Origin of the sequence: Mycobacterium sp. 852002-51961_SCH5331710 (assembly GCF_001665535.1) — a bacterium.
Classification (GTDB): domain Bacteria; phylum Actinomycetota; class Actinomycetes; order Mycobacteriales; family Mycobacteriaceae; genus Mycobacterium.
On record NZ_LZSQ01000117.1, the window covers coordinates 138,954 to 151,598 of the forward strand.

General features: G+C 68.8%; 15 protein-coding genes. 6 read left to right on the top strand and 9 right to left on the bottom strand.

Annotation, left to right across the window (positions count from 1 at the left end; translation table 11 throughout):
• Positions 1-192: 192 nt before the first annotated feature.
• On the bottom strand, positions 193-462 hold the full coding sequence (gene rpsO / locus A5752_RS21965; protein ID WP_067090117.1) for a 30S ribosomal protein S15: 270 nt from the start codon (positions 460-462) through the stop codon (positions 193-195).
• 203 nt (positions 463-665) lie between these two features.
• Entirely contained in the window at positions 666-1,637 is a 972-nt protein-coding gene (locus tag A5752_RS21970) for a bifunctional riboflavin kinase/FAD synthetase (protein WP_067090121.1), read from the bottom strand.
• A gap of 83 nt (positions 1,638-1,720) precedes the next feature.
• Between A5752_RS21970 and mntR the strand changes: the two genes are divergently transcribed.
• A complete protein-coding gene (gene mntR, locus A5752_RS21975) occupies positions 1,721-2,413 on the top strand; it encodes a manganese-binding transcriptional regulator MntR (protein ID WP_067090124.1) in 693 nt (230 codons plus the stop codon).
• Positions 2,414-2,548: 135 nt separating this feature from the next.
• On the opposite strand, the gene truB is transcribed toward mntR, so the two are convergent.
• Genes truB through pptH form a run of 3 tightly spaced genes read right to left on the bottom strand, consistent with a single transcriptional unit; the run spans position 2,549 to position 5,060 of the window.
• Positions 2,549-3,430 carry a tRNA pseudouridine(55) synthase TruB gene (truB, locus tag A5752_RS21980; protein ID WP_067090127.1) on the bottom strand — a complete coding sequence of 294 codons (882 nt, stop codon included), beginning with the start codon at positions 3,428-3,430 and terminating at the stop codon, positions 2,549-2,551.
• Positions 3,427-4,107, bottom strand: coding sequence for a 4'-phosphopantetheinyl transferase PptT (gene pptT / locus A5752_RS21985; protein ID WP_067090128.1), 681 nt, complete (start codon positions 4,105-4,107; stop codon positions 3,427-3,429). Before pptT ends, truB begins: the two co-directional genes overlap by 4 nt.
• A complete protein-coding gene (gene pptH / locus A5752_RS21990; RefSeq protein ID WP_067090131.1) occupies positions 4,104-5,060 on the bottom strand; it encodes an ACP phosphodiesterase PptH in 957 nt (318 codons plus the stop codon). Before pptH ends, pptT begins: the two co-directional genes overlap by 4 nt.
• A 132-nt stretch (positions 5,061-5,192) precedes the next feature.
• Here pptH and A5752_RS21995 point away from each other — a divergent pair, with 132 nt between their 5' ends.
• Positions 5,193-5,762 carry a DUF3558 domain-containing protein gene (locus A5752_RS21995; RefSeq protein WP_067090134.1) on the top strand — a complete coding sequence of 190 codons (570 nt, stop codon included), beginning with the start codon at positions 5,193-5,195 and terminating at the stop codon, positions 5,760-5,762.
• On the opposite strand, the gene A5752_RS22000 is transcribed toward A5752_RS21995, so the two are convergent.
• Positions 5,759-6,817, bottom strand: coding sequence for a DUF7064 domain-containing protein (locus A5752_RS22000; protein ID WP_067090136.1), 1,059 nt, complete (start codon positions 6,815-6,817; stop codon positions 5,759-5,761). The genes A5752_RS21995 and A5752_RS22000 overlap by 4 nt on opposite strands.
• Positions 6,814-7,959 (bottom strand): sulfotransferase family protein, encoded by a 1,146-nt coding sequence (locus A5752_RS22005; protein ID WP_067090139.1) that lies wholly within the window; start codon positions 7,957-7,959, stop codon positions 6,814-6,816. Before A5752_RS22005 ends, A5752_RS22000 begins: the two co-directional genes overlap by 4 nt.
• A 59-nt stretch (positions 7,960-8,018) precedes the next feature.
• On the opposite strand from A5752_RS22005, the gene A5752_RS22010 reads away from it, so the two are divergent.
• On the top strand, positions 8,019-8,627 hold the full coding sequence (locus tag A5752_RS22010; RefSeq protein WP_067090141.1) for a TetR/AcrR family transcriptional regulator: 609 nt from the start codon (positions 8,019-8,021) through the stop codon (positions 8,625-8,627).
• A 9-nt stretch (positions 8,628-8,636) separates the two neighbouring features.
• The gene (locus tag A5752_RS22015) at positions 8,637-10,307 is read left to right on the top strand and encodes a CocE/NonD family hydrolase (RefSeq protein ID WP_067090143.1); all 1,671 of its coding nucleotides are present in this window, start codon (positions 8,637-8,639) and stop codon (positions 10,305-10,307) included.
• 4 nt (positions 10,308-10,311) lie between these two features.
• On the opposite strand, the gene A5752_RS22020 is transcribed toward A5752_RS22015, so the two are convergent.
• On the bottom strand, positions 10,312-10,872 hold the full coding sequence (locus tag A5752_RS22020; protein ID WP_067090145.1) for a DUF1802 family protein: 561 nt from the start codon (positions 10,870-10,872) through the stop codon (positions 10,312-10,314).
• A 4-nt stretch (positions 10,873-10,876) separates the two neighbouring features.
• Positions 10,877-11,152, bottom strand: a complete 276-nt coding sequence (locus tag A5752_RS22025; RefSeq protein WP_067090148.1) for a DUF2277 domain-containing protein — start codon at positions 11,150-11,152, stop codon at positions 10,877-10,879.
• Positions 11,153-11,174: 22 nt separating this feature from the next.
• Here A5752_RS22025 and A5752_RS22030 point away from each other — a divergent pair, with 22 nt between their 5' ends.
• Both A5752_RS22030 and A5752_RS22035 read left to right on the top strand, forming a co-directional pair.
• Positions 11,175-11,930 carry an enoyl-CoA hydratase gene (locus A5752_RS22030; protein ID WP_067090150.1) on the top strand — a complete coding sequence of 252 codons (756 nt, stop codon included), beginning with the start codon at positions 11,175-11,177 and terminating at the stop codon, positions 11,928-11,930.
• Between the two features lie 103 nt (positions 11,931-12,033).
• Complete coding sequence (locus tag A5752_RS22035) at positions 12,034-12,600, top strand: class I SAM-dependent methyltransferase (RefSeq protein WP_067090153.1); 567 nt, start codon at positions 12,034-12,036, stop codon at positions 12,598-12,600.
• The last annotated feature ends 45 nt before the right edge of the window (positions 12,601-12,645 follow it).

Consider the following 12,645-nt stretch of genomic DNA (forward strand, 5'->3'; position numbering starts at 1 on the left):
TCTTCCGGCAGCCACTACCGAAGACCGCGCGATCGAGCAGGTCCTGGTTATGACGCGCGGGAACGATGTTCGCGGAGCTGCGAAAATCGCACCCAAGTCGTTCGGGCCGAAACGGCAGTCGAACGGATCCATCGTACTCTGCGGCGAGTACGCGGCCGAAATCCCGGCGCGCATCTGCGCGCCGGTCCGGTGTCAGCGGCGAAGGCCGAGCCGTTCGATCAGCGTGCGGTAACGCTGGACGTCGACCTGGGCCACGTACTTGAGCAGCCGGCGCCGACGGCCGACGAGCAGCAGCAGGCCGCGCCGCGAGTGGTGATCGTGCTTGTGCACCTTCAGGTGCTCGGTCAGGTCGATGATCCGCTTGGTCAGCAGTGCAACCTGCGCCTCGGGCGAGCCGGTATCGGTGTCATGCAGGCCGTACTCGCTCAGGATCGACTTTTTCTGTTCGGCGGTAAGCGCCACGAAACAACTCCATCTATCTCAGTCCGCGGGAAAGGGCGCGTGGCCCCGGTGAGGCGCGGCCGCCGCGAACTGCAGCGCACGCCCGGTCGGCAGGGAGTCTAGCAGCGGCGGTGGTGCAGCACGAAATTCTGCCGAGCGCTCATCTACGTACGCCAGTTAAGACGCCATCCTGGGGTTTTGTGTTCGCGACGCAGCGGTCGGCGTCAGCGAGCCAGGATCGTGCGGGCGTGGTCGGTGTCGCGGCCCATCTGCTCCACCAGGTCGTCGACGTCGGCGAACTTCTCCTGGCCCCGCAGCCTGGCCACGAAGTCGACGGCGACGTGCTGGCCGTACAGGTCGGCGTCGGTGTCCAGCACGAACGCCTCCACCGTGCGGGTGCGCCCGGAGAACGTCGGGTTGGTGCCGACCGACACCGCGGCCTGGTAGCGCTCGCCCGGGACGACGCTGCCCGCGATCGGGCCGTGGCCGAGCACGGTGAACCACGCCGCATAGACCCCGTCGGCCGGAATCGCCGAGTACATCGGCGGGGCCACGTTGGCGGTGGGAAAGCCGAGCACCTTGCCGCGTCCGTCGCCGCGCACCACGACGCCCTCGACGCGGTGCGGGCGCCCCAGCGCCTCGGCGGCGGCGACGACATCGCCCGCGTCGACACAGGACCGGATGTAGGTCGAGGAGAACGTGACGGTCTCGTCGCGGTGATGCTCGGCCACCAGCGACATCGCCTCGACGGCGAAGCCGAACCGCTCTCCGGCCTGGCGCAACAGGTCGACGTTGCCGGCGGCCTTCTTCCCGAAGGTGAAGTTCTCCCCGACCACGACCTCGACCACGTGCAGGCGTTCGACCAGCAGTTCGTGGACATAGCGGTCGGGGGTGAGCTTCATGAAGTCGGCCGTGAACGGCATCACGAGAAAGACGTCGATGCCCAGTTCCTCGACCAGCTCGGCGCGCCGGGTCAGCGTGGTCAGCTGGGCCGGATGGCTGCCCGGGAAGACAACCTCCATCGGATGGGGGTCGAACGTCATCAGCACGGTCGGCACACCACGCGACCGTCCCGCCTTGACCGCCTGGTTGATCAGCTCCTGGTGTCCGCGATGGACACCGTCGAACACCCCGATGGTGAGCACGCATCGGCCCCAGTCCGTCGGGATCTCCTCTTGTCCCCGCCAGCGCTGCACGAGGGCAAGCCTACGGCGCGGCCGGGGTCGCGCGCCCCGCTGGATCCCCCGGATGAGGTGACCATTGCCTAAACTTCCTAACTGTGAATCCTGCCGGCGATGCGCGTGACCTGACGACGGTTGCCCAGGACTACCTGAAAGTCATCTGGACCGTCCAGGAGTGGTCGCAGGAGAAGGTGAGCACGAAGCTGCTCGCCGAACGCCTCGGCGTGTCGGCCAGCACGGCCTCGGAGTCGATCCGCAAGCTGGCCGACCAGGGCCTGGTCAACCACGAGAAGTACGGTGCGGTGACGCTGACCGAAGCGGGCAGCGCCGCTGCGCTGGCCATGGTGCGCAGGCACCGGCTGATGGAGACCTTCCTCGTGCGGGAGCTGGGCTACAGCTGGGACGAGGTGCACGACGAGGCCGAGGTGCTCGAACACGCGGTGTCCGACCGGATGCTCGACCGCATCGACGCCAAGCTCGGGCACCCGACCCGCGATCCGCACGGCGACCCGATTCCGGCCGCCGACGGCCGGGTGCCCACCCCCGACGCTCGCCAGTTGTCGGCCTGCCACGACGGTGACCGGGGCACGATCGCGCGGATCTCCGACGCCGATCCGGAGATGTTGCGGTACTTCGACAGCGTCGGCATCAACCTCGACTCCCGACTGCGGGTGCTAGCCCGCCGCGACTTCGCGGGCATGATCTCGGTGGCCATCGAGTCCGCCGAAGGCGACGACATGACCGTCGACCTCGGAAGCCCTGCCGCCGAAGCGATCTGGGTCGTCGGCTGACGATCAGCGGCGCACCGTCAGGCCGTCCACCAGTAAATCGAGCATGTGACCCGACTGCTCGCGGGAACCACTGGTAAGCAGTACTCCCCCTCCGGATCTGCGGTTTCACACCGCGCCGCGCCGCGAGGTGTCGGCTCACAGCGTCGCGGGGCGCAGCACGACGACCGACTTCGTGCGCGCCGACCGATCTTCGAGCAACGCGATGACGTGACCGTCGGGGGCCGTCGCGGCGTAGATGCCGTCGATGCCGGCCGGTTTCAGCGGCCGGCCGTGGCGGGTGTCCTCGGCTTCGGCGGGCGTGAGGTCGCGGCACGGGAACGCCATCAGGCAGGCCTTGTCGAGGCTGTAGGACAGCCGCGGGGTTTCGGCCAGCTCGTCGAGCGTGCGAGCCTCGGTCAACCCGAACCCGCCGACCCTGGTGCGGCGCAACGCCGTGAGGTGCCCGCCGACGCCGAGCGCGGCGCCGACATCGCGGGCGAGCGCGCGGATGTATGTGCCGCTGGAGCACTCCACCTCGACGTCAACGTCGACCACGCCGGGGTGGCGGCGGACGTCGAGCACGGCGAAGCGGTCGATGCGGACGCGGCGGGCCGCCAACTCGACGGCCTGCCCCTCGCGCGCGAGCTTGTAGGCACGCTGCCCGCCGACCTTGATCGCGCTCACCGCCGACGGCACCTGATCGATCTCACCGCGCAACGGGGCCACCGCCGCCTCGATCTGCGCGGCGGTGACGGCGTCGGCCGAAACCTCCTGCAGGACTTCGCCTTCGGCGTCCTCCGTGGATGTGGTCTGACCGAGCCGGATGGTCGCGGCGTACGCCTTGTCCGTCGCCGTCAACAGTCCGAGGATCTTGGTGGCGCGTTCGATTCCGACGACCAGCACGCCGGTCGCCATCGGGTCGAGGGTCCCGGCGTGCCCGACCTTGCGGGTGCCGAAGAAACGGCGACAACGGCCGACGACGTCGTGGCTCGTCATGCCCGCGGGTTTGTCGACGATGATCAGACCCGCCTCGGTCATAGCACGATCGCGGTCAGCGCCAACCCGTCGCGGACCGACCACCGGCCGGTCAGGGTTTCCAGGGGAGGTCCGTGCATCGCCGCCGGATCGATCAGGATGCGCGAGACGAATTCGCCTGAGGTGCCGCTGTCGTCGACGTCGAAGGCGATGTGCGCGTCTTCGAAACCCAGCCAGCGGTGGGTCAGCGGAAACCACGCCTTGTACGTCGCCTCCTTGGCGCAGAACAGGATTCGGTCCCAGTGCAGGCCCGCGGGCAGTTGCTTGAGCTCGCTCCGCTCGACGGGCAGGCTGATCGCGTCGAGCACACCGTCGGGCAGCACACCGTGCGGTTCGGCGTCGATGCCGACCGATCGGACTTCGGCCTGTCGGCCGACCACCGCGCCGCGGTACCCCTCACAGTGCGTCAGGGAACCGACGACGCCGTCGGGCCAGCATGGTTCGCCCTTCTCCCCCTTCAGGATCGGCACCGGTTCGATGCCGATCTCGGAGAGCGCCTGCCGCGCGCAGTACCGCACGGTGATGAATTCGTTGCGGCGTTTGGCCACCGACTTGGCGATCAGCGGCTCCTCTTCGGGCAGCGGCGCGAGGTCGGGCGGATCGAGGTAGACCTCGGCGGCGGCCAACCCGGACGTCGTCGCCGGAAGCACTCCGGACAGCAGTGAAGCGGCCACCGTCATCGCGAGAACTGCCTGTCGCGTATCCGCTGCTGCATCTTCTGCGCGTTCTCCCGCATCTCCTGGGTGATCTGGAAGTGTCCACCGAACTCGTTGAGGTACCCGGGCGGATACTGCGGGTCCGGCAGGATCTGCCGCATCCAGCGATAAGGCTTGTGGCGCCGCCACTCTCGCGGATATCCGACCGACACCTCCTCGAACCGCACGCCGTCGTACCACGTGGTGCGCGGGATGTGCAGGTGCCCGTAGACCGAGCACACCGCGTTGTAGCGGGTGTGCCAGTCGGCGGTGGCGGTGGTGCCGCACCACAGCGAGAACTCCGGATAGAACATCGCGTCGCAGGGTTCGCGCACCATCGGGAAGTGGTTGACGAGCACCGTCGGCGTCATCCAGTCCAGGTCCTCGAGCCGCTTGCGGGTGTAGGTCACCCGGTCGCGGCACCATGCGTCGCGGGTGGCGTACGGCTCGGCGGACAGCAGGAATTCGTCGGTGCCGACGACGTTGCGTTCGCGCGCGATGGCCAACCCCTCCGCCTTGGTGGCCGCGCCCTCGGGCAGGAAGGTGTAGTCGTAGAGCAGGAACATCGGCACGATCGTGGCCGGGCCGCCCTCCTCGGTCCACACCGGAAACGGATGCTCGGGCGTGATGATGCCCATCTCGTCGCACATGTTGACCAGGTAGTCGTAGCGCGCCTTGCCGAAGATCTGCATCGGGTCCCGGTTGGTGGTCCACAGCTCGTGGTTGCCCGGAATCCAGATCACCTTGGCGAACCGCTTGCGCAGCAGATCCAGCGCCCACCGGATCTCGTCGGTGCGCTCGGCGACGTCGCCGGCGACAATCAGCCAGTCGTCCGGGGAAGCCGGGTGCAGCGACTCGGTCACGGGTTTGTTGCCGGTGTGACCCGTGTGCAGGTCGCTGATCGCCCACAGGGTGGGTCGTCGGCCGTCGCGTGTCACAACTGACCAGGGTACTTAACCGGATGCCCGCGGCTCGCCCGGCAACTAGAACAGGTTCTCGTTTCCTCTTCGGCCGCTGCGAGCGGCCCGCTACACTCCCCGCAGGGTCGGACCGACGAACAAAGGGGTGAGATGCTCGCCAAGCTGCGCTTGGTCTCGGCGCTGTGCGCACTGATCGCTGCGGTGATGGTGGTGTGGCAGGCCAATCCGGCGGGCGCCCCGCGGGTGGATGTCGACGACATTCCGATGACGAATGTCACGACGTCGATCAAGTGGCCCGTCATCGAGACGACCGACCCCGCACCGTTCAATCCGTGCAAGCAGATCCCGCTCGACGCGATTCAGGCGATGGGCCTGGCGTTCACCCCGCCGACGCCGGAGGACCAGCTGCGCTGCCGATACGACGCGGGCAACTACCAGTTGGCTGTCGAGGCGATCGTGTGGCGCACCTATGAGCAGACGCTGCCCGCCGACGCGGTCCAGCTCGACATCGACGGCCACCGCGCCGCGCAGTACTGGGTGATGAAGCCGACCGACTGGAACAACCGGTGGTGGATCACCTGCATGATCGCCTTCGACACCAGTTACGGCGTGCTGCAGCAGTCGTTGTTCTACTCTCCGATCTACTCCAATCCGGCTCCCGACTGCATGCAGACCAACCTGCAGCGCGCCCACGACCTGATCCCGCACTACGTGTTCTAGGGGCCGATGCGGTCCATCGGACTCGAGCGCTCCAGCATCCCGATCGTCTCCTCGCCGTCCCAGCGGTAGCGCACCGCGGCCTGCTGCAGCGCCGGAAACGTCCAGTTCGCCATCTTCGCGAGCTGTTCGGCGGGGATCTCGGCGGGATCCGTGATGTCGTGGGTGGACAACAGCGTCTCCCCCTCGATGCGCACGGTCCCGCGGGCCGTTTCCAGCACCAGCGACACGTCCTCGCCGCGCGGCCGCAGCCGGCGCAGCCACGGCGCCTCGACGACGCGGGCGGCAATCAGCCCTTCACCGAGGTGGACATAGCCCTCGTTGTAGTTCGGTTGCCCGTCGGGCCGCGGCGGGTACGCGATGTAGCCGAACGCTCGGCCGCTGCCGAACAACGCCGACTGCCAACAATGCCCCCAGAACCCCTCCAGTCGGCGGACACCCTGTCGGCGGATGCGAAGCCCGCTGCCGGAGAAGGCATGCCGACGCCCGTCGACCTCGACGACACCCTCAGCGCGGAACAGCTGCTCATAGCGTGCACCGCCCATCAGATCGCCGACCACCGTCGTCTTCAACTGGTTCGCCGCGTCTTCCTGCATCGCCCCCTGGATCCACGGCGGCACCGCCATTTTCGCCTCGACCTCGAACCGCACGTCGACCAGCGGCCCGCCCTTGTCACCGGCGGCCAGCGCCTCCGACGACGTCTGGACGGCCTGGCCGTCGAACATCACCGCCCACGTGTCGAACGGCGCCACGCACTCGAACGCCAGCGGACCCGCGCCGAGCACCGTGGGCTTCCCGTCACGGCCCGCGACCGGCTTGCTCGGCCCGTCGGCTCGCAACCGGTACACGCGGCCCTCGGCGAACGCCAGGTTGACCTGGATCCCGTGGGCGTCCCAGTTGGATGCGACGGCCTCGATTCCGATCCTGGGCAGGCCGACCTCACCGCGGTCATCGAACACCCAGAAGCTCACCGAATCCCGCATCTCGGGGTCCTGCGGCGGCTCGGTGAACATGTGCTCCCTCACCGGGTCGATGCCGCCCGTCAGGTCGATCGTCATGGCGCGCTTCCCTTTTCCCGTTGCAGTGGTCCCGAGTAGGCAGCAACGTAGTCGGCGAACAAGGGCCGGATCACGCTGTCGTCGAGGCCGAATGCCTCCGGATCGGCCTTCGGGTGCGGCTCCCGCTTCTCGGCGTTGTGAGCCCACCACGCCCGCATACCGGCCTCGAACTGTTCGGTCACCGGCTCACCGAGCCAGCCGTACAACCGCTTCACCTCACCGATCGGATCGGTCTGCATGGCACGAAAGTCGATGTCGTAGAACCGCTCTGCGGCCCTGTCCCGGAACGTCATCACCCGCGCGACACCCGTCGACCACTGCGTGACATTCAGCTCGCCGAGGTAGCGGCGATCGAGGTGGTCGGTGAATCCACCGACGATGTCGGCGTAGACGTCGACGACCGAGAGCAACACGTCGGTCGGGTCGCGGTGCGTCATGACGAAACGGGCGTCAGGGAACACGCGGTCGAGGTAGTCCAGTGAAAGCACGTGTGCGGGCGACTTGAGCCGCCACGGCCGGGTCGGTTCGCCCCACTGGAGTAGCTTGAGCACACGACGCTCGTAACGGTATGTCGACGTGAAATCAGCTCTGTCGCAGAGCCATTGCGAGTAGCTGGGGATCTGCGCATACGCCTGGAAGATCTGGGACTTGAAATCGAGCGCCATCAGGTCGAGGCATTCCATCGGACCGCGGACGTCGGTGGGCACATGGGGGCGGGTGCCCACCAGGACGGGCCGTTGATCGGGCGGGATGCGCGGATCGTCGCCGTGCACGGTCGACGGCGGCGGGCACGGCTGCGCCGACTCCCAGCTACGCAGGTACCGGATGCCGGGATCCTGCGCGAGCAGAAACGACAACGCCGTCGACCCGGTCCTCGGCAGGCCGAGCCCGAACAGCGGCGAACGGACCTGCTCGTCGTCGATCTCGGGATGCCGGCGGTACCAGTCCTCGACCTGGAGGCGCTGCGACAGGTGCAACCCGATACGGCCGTAGACGAAGTCCTCGCCGCGACTGTTCAGCCGGGCTTCGTCGCGCAGCGCGCGCACGAGAATCTCCAGACCCTCCCGGAACGCGTCGTCGCCGAAGTCGTCGAGTCCGGTGCGGTCGACGGCCGTGGCCATCAGATCCCCGACGGATGCCACGCTGCACCTCCCGCCCGCGATGCCCGGAAACGAATTGGTGACAGTACACTGCCACCATTATGGCCGGTCCGTCAACGCGCACCTATGACAACAGCGTCCGCAGGCGAAAGGCCGCGCAGACGCGCGAACGCATCGTCGCCGCGGGCAGCGCGCTGGTGCACGAGTTCGACACGTGGGACTGGCGTGGGCTGACGTTCAAGGCCGTCGCCGCACGGGCCGGGGTCGGCGAGCGCACGGTGTACCGGCACTTTCCGACCGAACGGCAGCTGCACAACGCCGTGATGCAGCGGCTCGAGGCCGAAGCCGGGGTGTCCTATGACGACGTCACGCTGGGGAACCTCGGAGAGGTCACGGCGCGGGTTTTCGCGTCGCTGCAACGCTTCTCGGTCGAGAACAGCGCACCCGCGCCGGTGGACCCGGCATTCGTGAGCTCAGACGTCCGCCGCCGCGACGCGCTGCTGCGGGCGGTGACCTCGGCGTCACCGGATCTGCCCGAGGGGCAACGGCGCGCGGCCGCGGCCCTGCTCGACGTGCTGTGGAGCCCGGCAACCTACGAGCGCCTGGTCGCCGTGTGGGGCCTCGACGGCGCGGCCGCGACCGCCGCGATCGACTGGCTGATGACGGAGGTCACGCGGGCGATCGGCCGGGGCGGCATCGGTTCTGCGTAGCCTCGTGTCGTGACCGCATCCTCCGTCGCCGCCCGGCCGGCATCACGTTCGAAGGTCAAGAAGCTCACCGGACGCACCGTCTCTAGGCTGCTGCGGCTGCCACCGCACACCACCGACTTCACGGTCCACAAGGTCCGGGTGCCGATGCGCGACGGTGTCGAGCTGCGCGCCGATCACTATGCGCCCTCCACGCCCGATCCGGCGGGCACGCTGCTGGTCCGCTGCCCCTACGGCCGGGACTTCCCCTTCGCCGCCCTCTACGGCCGCGTCTACGCCGCGCGCGGTTACCACGTGCTGTTGCAGAGCGTGCGCGGCACCTACGGATCGGGCGGCGAATTCGATCCGATGGTCAACGAGGCCGCCGACGGCGCCGACACCGTCGAGTGGCTGCGCAATCAGGACTGGTTCACCGGCTCGTTCGCCACGATCGGGCTGTCGTATCTCGGCTTCACCCAGTGGGCGCTGCTCACCGACCCGCCGCCGGAGATGAAGGCCGCGGTGATCACGGTCGGTCCGCACGACGTGAGCGGGCCGCGCTGGGGTCCCGGCTCCTTCGCGCTGAGCGACTTCCTCGGCTGGAGCCATCTGGTGGCCTACCAGGAGGATCGGAGCCGGGTGCGGGCGCTGGTGCGGCAGATGCGGTCGCGGCGCCGACTCACCCGCGCGATGAATCGGCTACCCGCCGGTGAGTCCGGTCGGGCGTTGCTGGGCTCCGGCGCGCCGTGGTGGGAATCGTGGCTCGACCACCCCGACGCCGACGATCCGTTCTGGACGATGCTGAACCTGCGCCGCGCCATGGAGACCGCCGACGTGCCGGTGCTGCTGATCAGCGGATGGCAGGACCTCTTCCTGGAACAGACCATGGCCCAGTACCGGCGGTTGCGCGAGCGCGGCGTCGAGGTCGGCCTGACCGTCGGCCCGTGGATCCACACTCAGCTGATGACCAAGGCCGCACCCACCGCGATCCGCCAGACGCTGGACTGGCTGGACACGCATCTGTCCGGCGCCGAGAGCACGCGCCGCCAGCCGGTGCGGATTCACATCAACGGTCGGGGCTGGATCGACCTGCCGGACTGGCCACCCGCGATGCCGGAGGTGGTGCGGTACCTGCAACCGGGCGGCCGCCTCGGCGACGCCGTTCCGCCGGAGACCGCCGCGCCGTCGACCTTCACCTACAACCCGGCCAATCCGACGCCGACCGTCGGCGGTCGCCTGCTGTCACCGGAGGGCGGGTACCGCAAGGACACCAGCCTCGCCCAGCGGGCCGACGTGTTGAGCTTCACCGGCGACCGCCTGCCCGCGGACAAGTACGTGGTCGGCGTTCCGGTCGTGGAGCTGTCGCATACGTGCGACAACCCCTACAACGACCTGTTCGTGCGCGTGAGCGAGGTCGACGCGAAGGGACGCTCACGGAACGTGAGTGACGGTTACGTCTGCGCTGCATCGGATTCCGGCCAGGTGCGCATCGAACTCGATCCGATCGCCCACCGGTTCCGCGCCGGTTCGCGGATCCGGGTGCTCGTGGCGGGTGGGTCGCATCCCCGGTTCGCCCGCAACCTCGGTACGGGCGAATCACTCGGGACGGGTACCAAGCTCGCGTCGGCCACCCATACGGTGCATCTCGGTGGTGGCGCGTCGCGGCTGATCCTGCCGGCCGGACCGCAGCCGCCGGCCGGCTGAGCGGTCAGCCCACCGAATCACTGACGCGCGAGGCGATCTCGCCCAGTGTGGCGTCGTCGTGCACCGGCGGTGCCCATTGCGGGTCGACCGGCAGCTGCACCCAGCTCGTGCAGCCCGCGTACTCGGGGGTCCGTTCGAGTCGCAGGGGTCGCACCAGCGGGCTGGCCTGCACGACGAGCGCGGTGAGCCGGTGCTTCGGCCGGAAGTCGAGACGGTCGGCACGCACCGACTCGTCGGTCCAGATATGCAGTGGCGCAATCTGTTCGAGTGCCTCCGGGCGGTTGACCTCGACCGCCGCGACGACGCGGGCGCCGGCGCGGATCACCACCGCGTCGTCGGTGCTGTCGGCGGCCGCAGCGTCGAACAGGTCGCGGTGCTCGGTGCGCACGCGTTCGGCGTGGCTGTGCGCGACCGTCGGGAACAGCAGGAATCGCGAGGCGGTGACCGCGAACCGCTTCTCGTGAATGCCGCCCTTGCGCAGCAGCACGGTCTGCCTGCCGTCCAGCAGCGCATGCACCGCGGCGCTCCACTCCTTGAGCGCGGGCTGCGTCAGCGTCGTCGTCATCGCGCTACGTCTTGGCCGCCGCTTCGATGCGCGCCCTCACCTCGGGCCGACGCAGCGGCGGAACCGTCTTTGGTGGCTGGCGCCGGGGCGGCAGCGACGACAGCAGCCGCTGAGTGGTTGCGGTGACCTCGGCTACGGCGGCCTCGAAAGCATCGGCGTTGGCCGCGGTCGGCCGGGTGATGCCGCTGACCTTGCGGATGTACTGCCGCGCAGCGGCCTCGATCTCTTCGTCGGTCGCCGCTGGTTCGAGCCCACGGAGCTCGGTGATGTTTCGGCACATGGCTCCACGATAGGTTCGTCGGGTGACTGACGACATCCTGCTCATCGAGACCCAAGATCGTGTGCGCACGCTGACCCTCAACCGGCCGCAGTCGCGCAACGCGCTGTCGGCCGAACTGCGCAGGCAGTTCTACCGGGCCCTGGGCGAGGCGCAGGCCGACGACGATGTCGACGTCGTGATCGTCACCGGCGCCGACCCGGTGTTCTGCGCCGGGCTGGACCTCAAAGAATTGGGCGACACCACCGAGCTGCCCGACATCTCGCCGAAGTGGCCGCCGATGTCCAAGCCGGTGATCGGCGCGATCAACGGCGCGGCGGTCACGGGTGGCCTGGAGATCGCCCTGTACTGCGACGTGCTGATCGCCTCCGAGCAGGCACGGTTCGCCGACACCCACGCCCGGGTGGGGCTGTTGCCGACGTGGGGACTGTCGGTGCGGCTGCCCCAGAAGGTCGGCGTCGGGATGGCGCGACGTATGAGCCTGACCGGGGATTACCTGTCGGCCGAGGAGGCGCTGCGGACCGGGCTGGTCACCCAGGTGGTGCCACACCCCGAGCTGATGCCGACGGCCCGACAGGTCGCGGCCTCGATCGTCGGCAACAATCAGCGCGCCGTGCGTGCGCTGCTCGCGTCGTACCACCGCATCGACGAGGCGCAGACCAACGAGGGATTGTGGATCGAGGCGGCGTCGGCGCGCGAGTGGATGCGCTCGGCCAGCGGCGACGACATCGCCGCCAACCGCGACGCCGTCCTGCAGCGAGGCCGCTCCCAAGTCCGCTGACCCGTTGTGGCGCGTGGGCCGACGCGTCAGCTGGGGACGTGCGTGTCTGCACGCGACACGCCGCCCATTTACAGCGGTTTGTGCAGCCTCATAGGCTGCGAGCGTGAACGAAGCGCATGAGTACTGCGGCAGCGACGAATGGCGGCAGCTGATCCGCGAGGTGATCCTGCCGTGGGCGTTGGGTGAGGTCGACCTCGGCGACGACGTCATCGAGGTGGGCCCCGGCTACGGCGCCACCACCGACGTGCTGAGCGAGTCGGTGGGCCGGCTGACGTCGGTGGAGATCGACGACGAACTCGCGGCGATGCTGACCGATCGCTTCGCCGGCGTCCCGACGGTCGAGATCGTGCGCGGTGACGCGACGGCGTTGTCCTACGACGACGACCGCTTCACCGGCGCAGCGTGTTTCACGATGCTGCACCACGTCCCGACCGCCGAACTGCAGGACAAGCTGTTCGCCGAGGTCGCCCGTGTGCTGCGGCCGGGGGCGGCGCTGGTCGCCAGCGACAGTCTCGGCAGCGACGAGTTGGCCGTCGCGCATGAGGGTGACACCTACAACCCCGTCGACCCGACGTCATTGCCGGATCGGTTGGCAGCGGCCGGGTTCGGCGATGTGCAGGTGAAGACGACGGAGTTCGGCTGGGCCGCGATCGCGCGGACCCAGGCTTAACGCACGCTCACACCGCGTCGAGCGTGCGCAAAGTGCCCTGATGTC

Coding starts and splice junctions, on each gene's coding strand:
- truB (WP_067090127.1), bottom strand. CDS start 3,430: ATGACCGAGGCGGGTCTGATCATCGTCGACAAACCCGCGGGCATGACG.
- pptT (WP_067090128.1), bottom strand. CDS start 4,107: ATGACGGTGGCCGCTTCACTGCTGTCCGGAGTGCTTCCGGCGACGACG.
- A5752_RS21995 (WP_067090134.1), top strand. CDS start 5,193: ATGCTCGCCAAGCTGCGCTTGGTCTCGGCGCTGTGCGCACTGATCGCT.
- A5752_RS22000 (WP_067090136.1), bottom strand. CDS start 6,817: ATGACGATCGACCTGACGGGCGGCATCGACCCGGTGAGGGAGCACATG.
- A5752_RS22010 (WP_067090141.1), top strand. CDS start 8,019: ATGGCCGGTCCGTCAACGCGCACCTATGACAACAGCGTCCGCAGGCGA.
- A5752_RS22020 (WP_067090145.1), bottom strand. CDS start 10,872: ATGACGACGACGCTGACGCAGCCCGCGCTCAAGGAGTGGAGCGCCGCG.
- A5752_RS22025 (WP_067090148.1), bottom strand. CDS start 11,152: ATGTGCCGAAACATCACCGAGCTCCGTGGGCTCGAACCAGCGGCGACC.